The sequence below is a fragment of the Streptomyces thermodiastaticus genome, assembly GCF_014656135.1.
In the GTDB taxonomy this organism is placed as follows: Bacteria; Actinomycetota; Actinomycetes; order Streptomycetales; family Streptomycetaceae; genus Streptomyces; species Streptomyces thermodiastaticus.
The window spans coordinates 1-14,169 of record NZ_BNBV01000023.1 but is presented as its reverse complement, the minus strand read 5'-3'; the positions used below and the strand labels follow the sequence as shown (position 1 = coordinate 14,169).

Below are 14,169 nucleotides of genomic sequence, written 5' to 3'. Positions count from 1 at the left end.
GCGACGAAGGTGAGGAACCGTGCACGCTGCCGCATCCCTTCTGCACCGAGCGCCGGGCCGCCTGGCCCGACAACTTCTGCGCGGCCCGGCGGCCGTACGCCGGACCGCCGCCGGGGCGGTGACCGCCGCGCTGCTGGCCGCCGGCGGTCTGGCGCCCGCCGGCACCGCCGAGGCCGCCGCGCCGGCCGCCGTGGACGTCACCGTCGACACCCGGGCCGGACTGGGCACCGTTCCGGACACCGCGTACGGCCTCAACAGCGCGATCTGGGACGCGGAGATGAACACCACCGCCACCCAGGACCTGATCGGGGACGCCGGGGTCGGCATGCTGCGGTACCCGGGCGGGAGTTACGGCGACATCTACCACTGGCGGACCCACACCGCCCCCGGCGGCTATGTCGCGCCGGGGACCGACTTCGACTCCTTCGTGGGCACCGTGAAGAAGACGGGCGCCCAGCCGATCGTCATCGCCAACTACGGGTCGGGCACGCCCGAGGAGGCGGCCGGCTGGGTGCGGTACGCCAACGTCGACAAGGGCTACGGCGTGACGTACTGGGAGGTCGGCAACGAGCTGTACGGCAACGGCCATTACGGCGCCGACTGGGAGACCGACGAGCACGAGGACACCTCGCCGGCCGCCTACGCCCACGGCGTCCTGGACTACATCTCCGCGATGAAGGCGGTGGATCCGGACATCAAGGTGGGCGCGGTGCTCACCACGCCGGGCAACTGGCCGGACGGGGTGATCGGGGAGGGTGACAGCGCCGACTGGAACCACACCGTCATCCCGATCGTGGCCGGCGAGGCGGACTTCGTCGTCGTGCACTGGTACCCGGGCGGCTCGGACGCGGCCGGCATGCTCACCACGCCCGCGCAGCTGGCGGGCGAGCTGCGGCAGCTGCGGGCCGAACTGGACGCGGCGGGCGCCGAGGACACGCCGATCGCGCTGACCGAGACCAACTCCAACCTGCTGATGGACACCCAGCCCACCGCGCTGTTCGCCGCCGACACCTATCTCACGGCGCTGGAGAACGGGGTGTTCACGGTGGACTGGTGGAACACCCACAACGGCGTCGGTGAGATCTCCACCGCGCCGGACGGGGCCACCGACTACGGCGACATGGGCCTGCTGTCCAGCGGGGGCTGCACCGGGTCGGTCTGCGAGCCGCCCGTCAACACGCCCTTCCCGCCCTACTACGCCCTGCAGCTGGTCAGCAGGACGGCACGGCCGGGTGACCAGCTGGTCGCGGCGGGGTCGGCGGACGCCCTGGTGTCGGCGCACGCCGTGCTGCGCTCCGACGGGGACCTGAGCGTGCTGCTGGTCAACAAGGACCCGTCGGCGTCGCGCACCGCGCGCCTGCGCCTGAACGGTTTCACGCCGGACGGTTCGCCCGCCGAGCTGGCGGTCTTCCGCGACCGGGCCTCCTCCATCGACACCTCCACCGGCGACGCGGCCGGCGTGACCCTGCCGCCCTACTCGGTCACCGCCGTCACCCTGCATCCGAAGGACGGGACCGCGTCCGCGCTGAGCGCACCGGGCACCCCGGAGGTCACCGCGGTCACCGACACCACGGCGACGCTGTCCTGGCCGGCGTCCACCGGCGGCAGCCCGGTCCGCTACGAGATCTACCGGCAGCACGGCGCGGTGAGCGAGCTGCTGACGGACACCACGGGCACGACCGCGACCGTGCGCAACCTCGCGCCGGGCAGCACCTATACCCTGTCCGTGCTGGCCCGCGACACCGACGGCCGGCTCTCGCGCCCCTCGGACCCGGTCGCGGTGCGCACCACGTCCCCGGCCGAGTCCACCTGCCAGGTGGCGTACCGGGTGACCGAGGGCTGGGGCAACGGCTTCAACGCACAGATCACGGTCACCCACACCGGGGACACCGCCATCGACGGCTGGACGCTGTCCTACGCCTTCCCGGACAGCGGGGTGACGGTGACCGGGTACTGGAACGCGAAGGTCGTCCAGTCGGGCCGGAACGTGATCGTCACGCCCGAGTCGTACAACGCCACGCTGGCCCCGCACGGCGGCAACGCGGTGTCGTTCGGCTTCACCGCGGCCAACTCGGGGGCGTACTCGCCGCCGGCGGTGTTCCGGCTGAACGGCACGGTGTGCACCACGACCTGAGGACTGCGGCGCGCGCCCCGGCGGGCGGCCCGCGTACCCCGGGGCCGCGCGCCGCCCCAGAACGCACCAGGCCGTGTCCGAAGCGACTTCCCGGACAAAGCCTGAGGCCGGTCCGCGCGCTGCGGACCGGCCCCTGTCCGGTGGGCGATACTGGGATCGAACCAGTGACCTCTTCGGTGTGAACGAAGCGCTCTCCCGCTGAGCTAATCGCCCGGGAACGCACTGAACAATACAGGCCCGGACGTGCTCGGTTCAAACCGCTCGCAGCCAGGACCGCAGTCCCCGCCGTCCGGAGCGCATCATCAGCCGGTGGTTGAGCCGGAAGAAGGGCCGGCCGGGCACGGCCAGCCGCCGCAGCAGCGGTGCGCGCACCCGCACCTGCTGCTCGTACCGGACCAGCGTGCCGGAGCCGTGCGCGCCGACCGTCCAGCGGGCCCAGCCCTCCAGGTCCCCGGTGAGCGCGCCGTGCAGGATCCCGGCGGCCGGGTCGCGCCGCACCTCGTGCACGGTGAGGGTCAGGTCGAAGGGCAGCAGGGAGCGGACGCGGAGCACACCGGTGGCGGCGCCGGTGCGGTGCGCCGCGCGGACCTGCCGCCACCACCGCGGATAGTCCTCGACGCGCTCCAGCGCCCGGTACACGGCGGCGGGCGGCGCGGAAAGATGCCACCGGCTGCTGAAGCGGTAGTGCGTCCGGTCCATGGCCGCCAGGATGCCCGGCACCGGGCCGCGGAAACCGTGTTTTCCGCACCGCCCGCGTCAGGGGGGCGTGGTCGGCCGCAATGCGTCACGGATGTCTTTTCCCACAGCGGGTCACATTCCGTGCGGGCAACGGCGAAAGGAGTCTTCTCGGGCTTTCGCCGGCGGACGAACGCGGCGGCACAAGGGCGCCGGTGAATTCGCGCGGGCCGTGTGCGGGGAAATGCGCCGCCGCACGGGCCGCGGCGTTCACGGCAGGTGCCGCCGGGGCGGGAGGGACGGCGGTGCGCTGTGCGTCCGTGTCCTCACGGCGCGCACACGGTCCTCACGGCGCGCACACGACCGTGGCCCGCCCGCGTGATCGCGGACGGGCCACCGTGGGTGAGTGGGCGATACTGGGATCGAACCAGTGACCTCTTCGGTGTGAACGAAGCGCTCTCCCGCTGAGCTAATCGCCCGGGCGCAGGAAGAACATTACCGCATGTGAGGGGGTGCTCCTGACCAGGGGTGTCCGGGGCGGCCGGGGTCAGCGGCCGCGCAGGCCCCAGGGCGGGACCGGCCCGAACCTCCACAGGTAGGCGGCGGCCGCGGCGGCGAGCACGGCGCCGGTCACCGACAGGGCGACGGTGCGGCGCCGCGCCCTCGGATCGAGGGCCCGGTGCGCCGCATCGGTGACCCTGCGCTTGGCCCAGTGCAGCACCAGCTGCGCCCACACGAACTCGGTCGCCAAGACCGCGATGCCGGCGAAGATCACCACCCAGCCCGGCCCGGGCAGCGGGAGCAGGATCACTCCGCAGACCACCACCGCGAGGCCGAAGACGAAGACGCCGCCCTTCCAGCCGAGGTGCAGCAGGCGCCGCGAGCGGACGAACGCGGGCGCACGCGAGCCCAGGCCCCGCCGGTCCTCCCGCCGGTCCTCCCCCCGCTCCGGTCCGTCCGCCGCCGCCTCCCTGATCGCTCCGCGAGATGCCCCTGATGTCCGTTTCCGAACGGGTCACTCCCCGTATTCCGGCGTGTGCATCCTGCCGCAAAGAAGCACATCACCAGAATGGACGTACTACGCGTACACGGTCTCGACCGTCAGAGTTACGCGAATCGAAGCAAAACACGCAGAGGGGTTTACAACGGCACTGTAGGTGGCATGTCGATTTCGCCGACGTGCGAATCCCCGAGCGCACACTGAGCGAAAGGCCCTGGCGCTTATGAACACCACGGTCAGCTGCGAGCTGCACCTGCGCCTCGTTGTGTCGAGCGAGTCCTCCCTGCCTGTCCCCGCAGGCCTGCGGTACGACACGGCCGACCCCTACGCCGTGCACGCCACCTTCCATACCGGAGCCGAGGAGACCGTCGAGTGGGTGTTCGCCCGCGACCTCCTCGCCGAGGGGCTCCATCGTCCGACCGGGACCGGCGACGTCCGAGTCTGGCCGTCTCGCAGCCATGGTCAGGGCGTCGTGTGCATCGCCCTCAGCTCCCCGGAGGGCGAGGCCCTCCTGGAGGCCCCGGCGCGGGCCCTGGAGTCCTTCCTGAAGCGGACGGACGCGGCCGTGCCCCCCGGCACGGAACATCGGCACTTCGATCTGGACCAGGAGCTGTCGCACATCCTCGCGGAAAGTTGACGGTGGGCCGTCAAGGCCCTTCGAGCCGCCCTTGCCGTCCACTCGGGGAGACGGCCGGGGCCAGGACAACCGCATACGGGACACAGCCGGCACCCGGCCCTTCGCCAGGGCCCGGTGCCGGTGTGCGCGCACCGGTGCGGACGCTGTGCGCCCAGGCGGTGACGCTGTGCTGTGCGGGGCCCCGTGCGCTGCTCGGGTGAGATCTGAGCCACTACCATCGGCCTGCATCGGCGGGCGTGTGCCCGATCCCCAGGGCAGGGAGCGAAACGTGCTGATCACCCACGACACCCGGTGCGCGCTGGACACCGCGGTGGATCTGGTGAACACCGCGCCGGAGGGCGATGCGGCGCCCGACGGCCTGGCGGACGTCGCGGCACTCGAGGACTTCGTACGCAACCACAAGATCAGCGAAGTCGGTGTGCTGACGGAGGCCGACCTCACAGCGGTACGCCGGGTCCGCGGCCGGTTCGAGGCGATCTTCGCGGCCCCCGACACCCGCACCGCCGCCGGAATGATCAACGAGCTGGTCGCCGCCGCGGGGACCACGCCCCGGCTGACGGACCACGACGGGTACGACTGGCACGTGCACTACTTCGCCCCCGGCGCCTCGGTCGCCGACCACCTGGCGGCGGACTGCGGGATGGCGCTCGCGTTCATCATGGTCGCCGGGGAGCAGGAGCGGCTGCGGCGGTGCGAGGCGCCCGACTGCCGGCGCGCCTTCGTGGATCTGTCCCGCAACCGCTCGCGCCGCTACTGCGACAGCCGCACCTGCGGCAACCGCCTGCACGTGGCCGCCTACCGTGCGCGGCGCAAGGAGGCGACGACGACGGGCTGACGCAGCGGCCCGGACACCCGGCGCCCGGACGCCCCGGCCCGGTGCGACGCCTCCGGCTCGCGTGGTCCCCGGCGGGTGGCGCCGAGGACCCACGGACCAAGGCTCACAGCAGCAGCAGGTCGTGCAACGCGGCCATGAGCAGCAGACACCCGATCACCGCAAGGAAGATCATCAGCGGTGGCTGGGATAGGGCGAAGAGGCACCCGCGCCGCTCGTCCTTTGGCGGCGCGGCCTCGCTCTGTGTTGTGTCCACCATCTCGCGGCGATGATGACGCAGGTCATGCCGCGAATGCGATCAGCACGCGCCGGATGTACGAGTGTTCACCGTTTACGTGATCTTCGCTTCGGTCCGGCCCGGGTTGTGACCATTTGGGCGCCGGTCCTGGTCGCTCGCCGGACCGGCCGTCCGCCCCGGGGCCCGAGGCCGCCCGGTGCGGGCGACGGTCGGATCCCGTGCTTCCTCAGGTCAGATCCCGTGCTTCTTGAGGATGGCCTCGATCTCGCTGAAGTCGTCGTCGCCGCGGGATCCGGCGGGCCGCTCGGCACCGCGGCCCTGCGCCCGGCCGCCGGCGCCGAGGGAGGGCGCCGAGGCGCCGGGGGCGACCGCGCCCCGGTCCGCCGCACGGGCGGCAGCCTTGCGTTCCTTGCGCGTGCCGCCGCGGCGGCGCTCGACCGCGCGGGTCGCCGCGAACAGCACCCAGGCGCAGCCGAGCAGGCCGAAACCGGCCCAGGCGGTCGGGCTGAACGCGGTGCGGGCGAGCCAGCCCACGGCGCCGGTCATCACCAGGGCGACGGGGACGAGGGCGTACGCCGCGATGCGGGCGGCCGCGAGGAACCGCTTGCGGTAGGCGGTGACCGCGGCGATGCCCAGGCCGGCCGCGGAGACGGCGGAACAGACGGTCTCGGCAATCATGCGGTCCTCCAGGCACTGCTCGCCGCTCGGGCATCTCGTCCCTTCCATCGTGCACCGCCGCCCGCACCGCGGGCCACGGTCCGGCCCGCGGATCGGGGGGATCTCCGGGTCGCCTCCGGCCGGGCGCCGCCCGCGCGGGGACGCCGGGCGAGGCCCCGGGTGCGGAGTGGGTCCCGCCGCGGCGGGCCTGGGAGACTGTCCTCATGAGCGAGACCTCCCCCGCATCCGCCGTTGCCGTTCTCGACGTCTGGTGCGAGCTGCAGTGCCCGGACTGCCGCACCGCCCTGGACGATCTGCGGGCCCTGCGCGCCCATTACGGCGACCGGCTCGAGCTGCGTCTGCGCCACTTCCCGCTGGACAAGCACCGGCACGCCTTCGCCGCCGCGCAGGCGGCCGAGGAGGCCGCCGCCCAGGGGAAGCTGTGGCCGTACGTGGAGGCGGTGCTGGAGCGCGTCGCCGAGCTGGAGCGCCGGGGCGAACCGCTGCTGGTGGAGGTGGCCCGGGAGCTGGGGCTGGACGCCGAGGAGTTCGACACCGCGCTGGTCGACGGCCGGCACATCCTGATCGTCGACGCCGACCAGGCCGAGGGCAAGGCGATCGGCGTCACCGGGACGCCGACGTACGTCATCGGCGGCGAGCGTGTGGACGGCGGCAGGAGCCAGGAGGGGCTGCGCGCCCGCATCGAGGAGATCGCCGACCGCCTGCTGGCCGGGTCCGGACAGGCCGGCTGACCTTTCCCGGCCGCACTCCGGTGGTAACCCCGGCCCGGGGACCGTCCCCGCGAGGGCGTCACAGCAGCTGCTTGTACAGGACGTACCGGACCGGCCGGTACCCCAGGGAGTCGTACAGCCTCTCGGCGGGCGTGTTGCCCGCGAAGACGTTGAGGCCGATGCTCCGGGCGCCCGCGGCCAGCGCCTGGGATTCGGCCAGCAGCATGAGGGAACGCCCGTGGCCGTGGCCGCGGTGGCGGGCGTCGACTTCGACGTCGTAGACGAAGGCCCTGCCGTCGCCCGTGGCCGCGCCGGTCGCCAGCCACAGCGTGCCGACCGCGGTGCCCTCGTGCTCCAGGACGCTGAACAGCATGCCGAAGGTCGCCCGGCCCTGCGGCAGCAGGCGGGCGTGGTCGGCGGCGGACTTGGCCCGTGCCTCGGCCTCGGGGACGCCGCGCTCCGTCCAGCTGCGGGCGTAGCCGGCCTTGCCGTGCTCCAGCCACGGCCCGTACTCGTCGTCCGTCATGGGCCTGCCCCGGCTGCCGGCGGGCAGGGCCGGCGCGGTGGTGCCGAGGGCCTTTGCCAGGTTCCGGTTGCGCTGGGTGTACTGCAGGGCCGTCAGGAGCCGGAGCGCGCCCTCGGCGGCGGCCGGCACCTCGGCCTCGATCCGCGTGCAGCCCCAGCCGCGCACCACCTCCTCGGCGGCCAGCGCGGCCACGGTGCCGCGGCCCCGGCCGCGGTCGGGCTCGTCGATGCGCAGATCGACGATCTGCGCCACGGCCGGCCCGAAGACGGGGTGCGTGGCGAGGTGGATCACGCCGACGGGACGGCTGTTCACGCACACCCGGTAGCGGCGTGAACGCGTCCCGTCCTCGTGCTGCTGAAGCGGCTCGGCCGGCCGCAGGGTCGTGGTCATCACGGCTGTTGTACCCGCCGCGGCGGACGGTGTCAGCAGGTGCGCCGGACCCTTCCGGCACACCGCGGCGGCGCCGTGCCGCGGGGGCTGCGGGAGCACCGCCGGACGGGGTGGCCGGCTGTCAGGGATCCAGGTCGTCCCCGGACCGCTCCTGGAAGATCCGCATGGCCTTGGCGGTCACCGGGCCCGGCGCCGCGGGCAGTTCGCGGTCGTCCACGCGGTGCACGGCCTGGACGTCGCGCAGCGTGGAGGTGAGGAAGACCTCCTCGGCCTCCCGCAGGACCTCGAGCGGCAGGTCGGTCTCCTTGGCGCCGGTCCACTCGATCGTGAGGGCTCGGGTGATGCCGGCCAGGCAGCCGGAGGCGACCGGCGGGGTGTGGATCTCGCCGTCCAGGACGACGAAGACGTTGGAGCCGGTGCCCTCGCACAGCCGTCCGGCCGTGTTGCCGAACAGGGCCTCGGAGGCGCCGTGCCGGTGCGCGTGGGCGAGGGCGACCACGTTCTCGGCGTAGGAGGTGGTCTTCAGGCCGGTGAGCGCGCCGCGTTCGTTGCGGGTCCAGGGGACGGTGACGACCGCGGTGGAGTCGGGGCGGCGGGTGGTCTCGCCGACGGCCACCACGAGAGTGGTGCCCCGGTCGCCGCGTTCGGAGCCGAGCGGCCCGTAGCCGCCCGTGTAGGTGATGCGCAGCCGGCCCAGCGGCACCGGGTCGGCCTCCAGGACGGCGGCGCAGGCGCGGCGGACCTCGTCGAGATCCGGGTCGGGCAGGCCGAGACCGCGCGCGGAGCGGGTGAGCCGCTCCAGGTGGCGGGTGAGCGCGAACGGCCTGCCGTCGACCGCCTTCACCGTCTCGAAGACGCCGTCGCCCACGGTGAGCCCGTGGTCGAGGACGGAGACGCGGGCGGCGTCGGTCTCCCGCAGCGCACCGTCGAACCAGACCTTCATCGTTGTCCCACCTCACGCATCCCATGGGGCCGCGGTGCCGCGCCGGGGGCCGATGCGACGTCCCCGGTCACGTCCCCTCGAAACGGGTCGTACGCCCCCGACGCTACCGCGAGGAGCCGGGCGGCCTTCAGTTCGGTCTCGCGCCACTCCCCTTCCGGGTCGGAGCCCCAGGTGATGCCGGCGCCGGCGCCGAAGCGCAGCAGCGCCGTGCCGTCCCGCATCCGGTCGATCCAGAAGGTGCGGATGCCGACGGCCAGCTCGCCCGTGCCCCGGTCGGCGTCGACCCATCCCACCGCGCCGCAGTAGGGGCCACGGGGCGCGGTCTCCAGTTCCTCGATGATCCGCAGGGCGCTGGACTTGGGGGCGCCGGTGATCGACCCGGCCGGGAAGGCGGCGTCGAACAGCTCGGGCCAGCCGGCGCCGGGGCGCAGCTCGCCGCGGACAGTGGAGACGAGATGGACCAGGCCGGGGTGGGCCTCGGCGGCGCACAGATCCGGGACCGTGACACTGCCGGTGGTGCAGACCTGCCCGAGGTCGTTGCGGACCAGGTCGACGATCATCACGTTCTCGGCGTAGTCCTTCTCCAGCATCTCCGCCTCGGTGGGGGCGGTGCCCTTGATCGGCCCGGACTCCACCGTGCGGCCGTCGCGGCGCAGGAACAGCTCGGGGGACGCGGTGGCGATCTCCACGCCGTGCTCCGGAAGACGAATCGATCCTGCATAGGGCGCCGGGTTGCCGCGGGCCAGCACCGCCGTCAGGGCGTCCACGTCGGCCTCCGCGTCGACCGGCGCGGACAGCACGCGGCAGAGGTTCACCTGGTAGACCTCGCCGGTGGCGATGTGCGCGCGGATGCGCCGGACGCCGTCGGTGTACGCGGCGCGGTCCATGGACGACGTCCAGTCACCGACGGCCGGGCCGCGCCACCGGCCCGGTGCGGGCAGGGGCACCGGCTCGCGGCGGACGTCGCGGAAGCGGGCGCAGGTCAGCCGGCCCTCGTAGTCGGCGGCGACGGCCCAGAACCCCGTCGAGTCCAGCGCCGCGGGGTCGTCGGTGACGTCGGCCAGGCCGGTGGCGAGCCGGTCGCCGAATCGCGCGAGCGGAGGAAGGTCGAGCACGCGGCCGAGTGTAGGAGGGGCCGCCGGAACCGGACCAGGCCCGTCCGGGAGGGCGTGACCGGGGGCTTTCCGCAGGGTCGCGCAGCACGCTGCGCAAACGCGTTTTTGTCCTGGCCGGGGAATCCGCTAGAGTTCAACACGTCGCCGGGACGCGCCAGCGGACCGAAACGACAGGCGGACGTAGCTCAGTTGGTAGAGCGCAACCTTGCCAAGGTTGAGGTCGCGAGTTCGAGCCTCGTCGTCCGCTCGAAGGATGAGGGGATCTTTCGGTCCCCCGCCCTGGTGGAGTGGCCGAGAGGCGAGGCAACGGCCTGCAAAGCCGTCTACACGGGTTCAAATCCCGTCTCCACCTCCAAGGACGATTAGCTCAGCGGGAGAGCGCTTCCCTGACACGGAAGAGGTCACTGGTTCAATCCCAGTATCGTCCACTGGATCTGTTGAAGATCCTCACTCGCGCGATTAGCTCAGCGGGAGAGCGCTTCCCTGACACGGAAGAGGTCACTGGTTCAATCCCAGTATCGCGCACGCAGAGCCGATGATCGTCTCCGGTGGGTGACACCGGGGCGGTCGTGGTCCCGAGGACGATTAGCTCAGCGGGAGAGCGCTTCCCTGACACGGAAGAGGTCACTGGTTCAATCCCAGTATCGTCCACACCCGAAAGCCCCTGGCCGTCTCGCGTGGCCAGGGGCTTTCGCCGTCACCGGGGGCTCGCGCGGCCCGGGGCCGGGCCCGGGGCCGGCCCGGGTCCGGGCCGGCCGGGCGGGGCTCAGCTGGAGAAGAGCATGTGGGTGAAGCTCTTGTGCCGGTGGCCGTAGTGACCGTGGTGGCCGCCGTGCGGGGCACCCCAGGCCGGGGCGGGCGGCGCCGGGTAGGCCTGCGGCGCGGGCGGCGGCACCTGGGCCCACTGGGCCTCCAGGCGGGTGAGCGCCTCCAGTTCGCCGTAGTCGAGGAAGATGCCCCGGCAGCCGCTGCACTGCTCGATCTGGACCCCGTTGCGGTTGTAGGTGTGCATGGGCGCATGACACTTCGGACACTGCATGCTCGGCTCAACTCCTCGCCGGTCGGATCGGTTTGTGACCTCGCCCGGACAGACTGCTGTCCGGCTCCGGCCGGTTGCACCCTACGGGCCGGGCGGGCGGGGCGGACAGGCGGCCCATGCGGTCGCACGCGTCGACGACGGCCTGTTCCACCTCGTCGAGCCGGCGGCCGGCGGCGGCCGCCTTGGCGACGGCCCGGGCGGCGCTCTGCACGGTCAGGGCACGGGCCACGGGGTCGAGGGCGGGCCACGGGTCCCCGTCGGCCGGGACGGCCGGACCGCCCGCGGCGCGGTAGGCGGCGAGGAACCGGCTCCACTCCTGCGGCGGCAGCAGTCCGCAGGCGTACCAGGAGGCTGGGCGCGCCATGTCCCAGACCGGCGGGCCGGCGCCCAGGTCGTCGACGTCGATGAGCCGCCAGGGCCCGTCCGGGGCCGGGTGCCTGACGAGCTGGCCGAGGTGCAGGTCGCCGTGGCACAGGGCCCGCGGACCCGGCAGGGGTTCTGCGGCGCGGGCCCAGCCGGGCAGGGTCGCCCAGGCGCGCAGGACCGGACGGGCGGCCGGGTGAGCGGGGGCCTCGGCACGAAGCCGGGCGACGGCGCGGGCGGCGTTGGCGGGGCCCCGCATGGGCGGGAGCTTCGGCGGAAGAGGGGTGCGGTGCAGGCGGGCCAGGAGCGTGGCGGCGGCCTCCCAGGGGGCGGCACCGGGGGCGTCGGGGTCCACGGGGGTGCCGTAGGGCCACACGGTCACGAGCCGGCCGCCGAGGACCGCGGGTTCGGGGGCGAGCGGGGGCAGCAGCACGCCGGGGAGCCGGGCGGCCATGCCCAGGCGGAGAGCGAGGGCGGCGGGGTCCGTGCCGGGGGCGTGGGCCTTCACCACGGTGCCGGCGTGCCGGACGACGGTGGCGTCCGGGCGGTCGGCGAGGACCGCCGTGGTGCAGGTGCAGCCGTCCGCGGTGCGGTGGGCGGCCCCGTGCGCCCGCGCGGTCAGCAGCGGCAGCAGAGTGTCGGCGGTCACGGGGGCTCCCAGGGTCTTTCGTGCGGATCGTCGGCGTCGGGTCCGGCACGCTCGGGTCGCTTCGGGGCACCGCGCTCGCCGTCGGCCCGGTCCGGACGGAAGGCCCCGGGTGCGAGGGCGGCCCTCGGGTGCGGGCCGGTCCGGTGGATCATGCCGCAGCCGCGCGCCCGGGCGCACACCGGCCCTGCGACGTGCGGCGGGACGGGCGGGTGCGGGCACGACGATGCCGGCGCAGCTCTCCGGCCGCGCCGGCATCCCGCCGTCCGCCACACCCCCGTCCCCACGGGGTTTCCTGGGTGGATGTCCCCGCCCGGACCGCTCTTCCGGGCCTGGGGCCGCCGCTCAGCGCCCCAGCATCACGCCCACGGACGACGCCTGTGCGGCCACCGTGTTCCAGCCGTCGAAGACGAGCAGGAGCAGGGCCGCGAGGGGAAGGGCCATCACCGTCGCCACCAGGGGGTGACGGCGGCCCGCGCCGCGGGACCGCGCGCGGCGTCCCGGCAGGCCGCCCGGCGGTGTCCGAAGTGCCGTCCGGGCCATGTCCCCTTCCCCTTGACCGTTGCACGTGTCGTCGGCAGCGGCGGGCGTCCGGCCTCGGGGGACGAGTGCCGCACCCGCCGCTCGGCACCCAATCTAGGGGCGCGGCCGGCCGGGGACGTCATGCCCTCGTACCGCTTGCCGGGCCTCCGGGAGGATGAGCCGCGGCCGTGCGGAGTACTCCCCTGGGTGGAGACCGGCGCGCGCGTCTCGGGGTCGTCCCGGAGGGGGTTCGGCGGGGCGGCCCGCCGCCCGGCTGGCCGGAGTGATCTCGATCACGTCCGCCGGGCCGCCGGAGACCCCGACCCCAGCAGGCGAAACACCCCTTTTTCCACCCCTTCTCCCTACCTGCGCCCCTCGTGCCGTTTTTCCGTGCTTCGCTGCGAACACCGCTGGTCGGCAGGCTCAACCCCCCTGTACTGACGCGGTGTTGACAATGCCATGCGTATCAACGCATGGCGCGTCAACCGCTTTTGAACGACCTTCACGTCCGGCGTCAAGCACCGGCATTCGATCGGGTCGGCAGGGCGCGGCCTCTGCGCGCGAGCGGCCCCGGAAACGTAAGCTGTGGCTCGTCACAGGGACCGGGCAGCGGGGATGAACATGGCGATGATGCGCCTGAGGCGCGAGGACCCGCGCGTCGTCGGCTCGTTCAGGCTTCACCGACGGCTCGGCGCGGGCGGGATGGGCGTGGTCTACCTCGGCTCCGACCGGAAGGGACAGCGGGTCGCGCTGAAGGTCATCCGGCCGGATCTGGCGGAGGATCAGGAGTTCCGGTCCCGTTTCGCACGCGAGGTCTCGGCGGCCCGGCGGATCCGGGGCGGCTGCACGGCCCGGCTGGTGGCCGCGGACCTGGAGGCGGAACGGCCCTGGTTCGCCACGCAGTACGTGCCCGGCCCGTCGCTGCACGACAAGGTGGCCGAGGACGGCCCGCTGAGCGCGGCGGAGGTCGCGGCGATCGGGGCGGCCCTGTCCGAGGGTCTGGTCGCCGTGCACGAGGCCGGAGTGGTGCACCGCGACCTGAAGCCCTCCAACATCCTGCTCTCCCCCAAGGGACCGCGGATCATCGACTTCGGCATCGCCTGGGCCACCGGCGCCTCCACGCTCACCCATGTGGGCACCGCGGTCGGCTCCCCCGGCTTCCTCGCCCCCGAGCAGGTGCGGGGCGCCGCCGTCACCCCGGCCACCGACGTGTTCTCGCTGGGCGCGACCCTCGCCTACGCCGCCACCGGCGACTCCCCTTTCGGGCACGGCAGCTCCGAGGTGATGCTCTACCGCGTGGTCCACGAGGAGCCGCAGCTGCGCGGCGTCCCGGACGCGCTGGCGCCGCTGGTGCAGGCCTGCCTGGCGAAGGACCCCGAGGAGCGGCCCAGCACCCTGGAGCTCTCGCTGCGGCTGAAGGAGATCGCGGCCCGCGAGGCGCAGGGGCTCGGCGAGCTGCGTCCGCCCGCGCCGCGCTCCGCCGAGGCCGACCGGCCGACCGGCCGGCTCGCGGACACCGGCCAGGACACCCTGCGCGACACGGCCGCGGATCCGCGCCGCGCGGCCCGCGGCGAACGGCAGCAGCGGGTGCGCCGGCGCCCGCAGGGGCCGCACTCTCCCGGCACGCCCACGCCGCGGGGCGCCGTGCCGCCCGCACGCGGCGGCCCGCAGCCGAAGGCCGGCGGTGCCGTGCGCGGCGGCGGCCCGCCCCGCGGGTCGGC

Annotated in this window: 15 protein-coding genes and 7 tRNA genes; 10 read left to right on the top strand and 12 right to left on the bottom strand. The window is 73.9% G+C overall.

All coding sequences use genetic code 11. The features are described from left to right. Positions 1-19 precede the first annotated feature (19 nt). On the top strand, positions 20-2,134 hold the full coding sequence (locus IE286_RS19840) for a cellulose binding domain-containing protein (RefSeq protein ID WP_189798116.1): 2,115 nt from the start codon (positions 20-22) through the stop codon (positions 2,132-2,134). A 141-nt stretch (positions 2,135-2,275) separates the two neighbouring features. Here IE286_RS19840 and IE286_RS19835 read toward each other — a convergent pair. The 4 genes from IE286_RS19835 to IE286_RS19820 form a co-directional block, all read right to left on the bottom strand. Next, positions 2,276-2,347: transfer RNA gene (locus IE286_RS19835), tRNA-Val, on the bottom strand. Between the two features lie 39 nt (positions 2,348-2,386). Then, the gene (locus IE286_RS19830; protein ID WP_189798115.1) at positions 2,387-2,833 is read right to left on the bottom strand and encodes an SRPBCC family protein; all 447 of its coding nucleotides are present in this window, start codon (positions 2,831-2,833) and stop codon (positions 2,387-2,389) included. 383 nt (positions 2,834-3,216) lie between these two features. Next, positions 3,217-3,288 (bottom strand) — tRNA-Val (locus IE286_RS19825). Between the two features lie 68 nt (positions 3,289-3,356). Further along, positions 3,357-3,785, bottom strand: coding sequence for a TIGR02611 family protein (locus IE286_RS19820; protein WP_189798180.1), 429 nt, complete (start codon positions 3,783-3,785; stop codon positions 3,357-3,359). Between the two features lie 247 nt (positions 3,786-4,032). On the opposite strand from IE286_RS19820, the gene IE286_RS19815 reads away from it, so the two are divergent. Both IE286_RS19815 and IE286_RS19810 read left to right on the top strand, forming a co-directional pair. After that, entirely contained in the window at positions 4,033-4,446 is a 414-nt protein-coding gene (locus IE286_RS19815; RefSeq protein ID WP_004002642.1) for an SsgA family sporulation/cell division regulator, read from the top strand. 268 nt (positions 4,447-4,714) lie between these two features. Next, complete coding sequence (locus tag IE286_RS19810; protein WP_189798114.1) at positions 4,715-5,281, top strand: CGNR zinc finger domain-containing protein; 567 nt, start codon at positions 4,715-4,717, stop codon at positions 5,279-5,281. Between the two features lie 103 nt (positions 5,282-5,384). Here IE286_RS19810 and IE286_RS19805 read toward each other — a convergent pair whose 3' ends face one another. Together IE286_RS19805 and IE286_RS19800 are read right to left on the bottom strand one after the other, a co-directional pair. Further along, positions 5,385-5,537: a hypothetical protein gene (locus IE286_RS19805; protein WP_189798113.1), complete on the bottom strand. Its 153-nt coding sequence runs from the start codon at positions 5,535-5,537 to the stop codon at positions 5,385-5,387. Between the two features lie 210 nt (positions 5,538-5,747). Then, on the bottom strand, positions 5,748-6,194 hold the full coding sequence (locus tag IE286_RS19800) for a hypothetical protein (protein WP_189798112.1): 447 nt from the start codon (positions 6,192-6,194) through the stop codon (positions 5,748-5,750). A 203-nt stretch (positions 6,195-6,397) separates the two neighbouring features. Between IE286_RS19800 and IE286_RS19795 the strand changes: the two genes are divergently transcribed. After that, on the top strand, positions 6,398-6,925 hold the full coding sequence (locus IE286_RS19795) for a DsbA family protein (protein ID WP_189798111.1): 528 nt from the start codon (positions 6,398-6,400) through the stop codon (positions 6,923-6,925). 58 nt (positions 6,926-6,983) lie between these two features. Here IE286_RS19795 and IE286_RS19790 read toward each other — a convergent pair whose 3' ends face one another. From IE286_RS19790 to IE286_RS19780, 3 genes are all read right to left on the bottom strand, one after another. Next, positions 6,984-7,820, bottom strand: coding sequence for a GNAT family N-acetyltransferase (locus IE286_RS19790; protein ID WP_189798110.1), 837 nt, complete (start codon positions 7,818-7,820; stop codon positions 6,984-6,986). A gap of 121 nt (positions 7,821-7,941) precedes the next feature. Further along, positions 7,942-8,763, bottom strand: a complete 822-nt coding sequence (locus IE286_RS19785; RefSeq protein WP_189798109.1) for an aminotransferase class IV — start codon at positions 8,761-8,763, stop codon at positions 7,942-7,944. Further along, positions 8,760-9,878 carry a chorismate-binding protein gene (locus IE286_RS19780; RefSeq protein ID WP_189798108.1) on the bottom strand — a complete coding sequence of 373 codons (1,119 nt, stop codon included), beginning with the start codon at positions 9,876-9,878 and terminating at the stop codon, positions 8,760-8,762. Before IE286_RS19780 ends, IE286_RS19785 begins: the two co-directional genes overlap by 4 nt. Positions 9,879-10,052: 174 nt before the next feature. On the opposite strand from IE286_RS19780, the gene IE286_RS19775 reads away from it, so the two are divergent. The 5 genes from IE286_RS19775 (at position 10,053) to IE286_RS19755 (ending at position 10,529) form a co-directional block, all read left to right on the top strand. Beyond that, positions 10,053-10,125, top strand: a tRNA-Gly gene (locus IE286_RS19775). A 34-nt stretch (positions 10,126-10,159) separates the two neighbouring features. Continuing rightward, a tRNA-Cys gene (locus tag IE286_RS19770) sits at positions 10,160-10,233 on the top strand. Between the two features lies 1 nt (position 10,234). Next, positions 10,235-10,306 (top strand) — tRNA-Val (locus IE286_RS19765). Between the two features lie 25 nt (positions 10,307-10,331). Beyond that, a tRNA-Val gene (locus IE286_RS19760) sits at positions 10,332-10,403 on the top strand. A gap of 54 nt (positions 10,404-10,457) precedes the next feature. Then, positions 10,458-10,529 (top strand) — tRNA-Val (locus IE286_RS19755). A gap of 115 nt (positions 10,530-10,644) precedes the next feature. Here the strand turns inward: IE286_RS19755 and IE286_RS19750 are convergent. The 3 genes from IE286_RS19750 to IE286_RS19740 all read right to left on the bottom strand — a co-directional run bounded on the left by IE286_RS19750 (position 10,645) and on the right by IE286_RS19740 (position 12,469). Beyond that, positions 10,645-10,917, bottom strand: a complete 273-nt coding sequence (locus tag IE286_RS19750; RefSeq protein WP_189798107.1) for a TFIIB-type zinc ribbon-containing protein — start codon at positions 10,915-10,917, stop codon at positions 10,645-10,647. Between the two features lie 7 nt (positions 10,918-10,924). Continuing rightward, positions 10,925-11,929 carry a phosphotransferase gene (locus tag IE286_RS19745; protein WP_229863179.1) on the bottom strand — a complete coding sequence of 335 codons (1,005 nt, stop codon included), beginning with the start codon at positions 11,927-11,929 and terminating at the stop codon, positions 10,925-10,927. A gap of 342 nt (positions 11,930-12,271) precedes the next feature. Beyond that, on the bottom strand, positions 12,272-12,469 hold the full coding sequence (locus IE286_RS19740) for a hypothetical protein (RefSeq protein ID WP_189798105.1): 198 nt from the start codon (positions 12,467-12,469) through the stop codon (positions 12,272-12,274). A 594-nt stretch (positions 12,470-13,063) separates the two neighbouring features. Here IE286_RS19740 and IE286_RS19735 point away from each other — a divergent pair. Beyond that, a partial coding sequence (locus tag IE286_RS19735; RefSeq protein ID WP_189798104.1) for a serine/threonine-protein kinase occupies positions 13,064-14,169 on the top strand: 1,106 nt, incomplete at its 3' end.

Excerpts from the sequence above, each read along its gene's own strand:
- IE286_RS19750 (WP_189798107.1), bottom strand. The coding sequence starts at position 10,917 with ATGCAGTGTCCGAAGTGTCATGCGCCCATGCACACCTACAACCGCAAC.
- IE286_RS19785 (WP_189798109.1), bottom strand. The coding sequence starts at position 8,763 with ATGAAGGTCTGGTTCGACGGTGCGCTGCGGGAGACCGACGCCGCCCGC.
- IE286_RS19790 (WP_189798110.1), bottom strand. The coding sequence starts at position 7,820 with ATGACCACGACCCTGCGGCCGGCCGAGCCGCTTCAGCAGCACGAGGAC.
- IE286_RS19815 (WP_004002642.1), top strand. The coding sequence starts at position 4,033 with ATGAACACCACGGTCAGCTGCGAGCTGCACCTGCGCCTCGTTGTGTCG.
- IE286_RS19740 (WP_189798105.1), bottom strand. The coding sequence starts at position 12,469 with ATGGCCCGGACGGCACTTCGGACACCGCCGGGCGGCCTGCCGGGACGC.
- IE286_RS19795 (WP_189798111.1), top strand. The coding sequence starts at position 6,398 with ATGAGCGAGACCTCCCCCGCATCCGCCGTTGCCGTTCTCGACGTCTGG.
- IE286_RS19830 (WP_189798115.1), bottom strand. The coding sequence starts at position 2,833 with ATGGACCGGACGCACTACCGCTTCAGCAGCCGGTGGCATCTTTCCGCG.
- IE286_RS19805 (WP_189798113.1), bottom strand. The coding sequence starts at position 5,537 with ATGGTGGACACAACACAGAGCGAGGCCGCGCCGCCAAAGGACGAGCGG.
- IE286_RS19800 (WP_189798112.1), bottom strand. The coding sequence starts at position 6,194 with ATGATTGCCGAGACCGTCTGTTCCGCCGTCTCCGCGGCCGGCCTGGGC.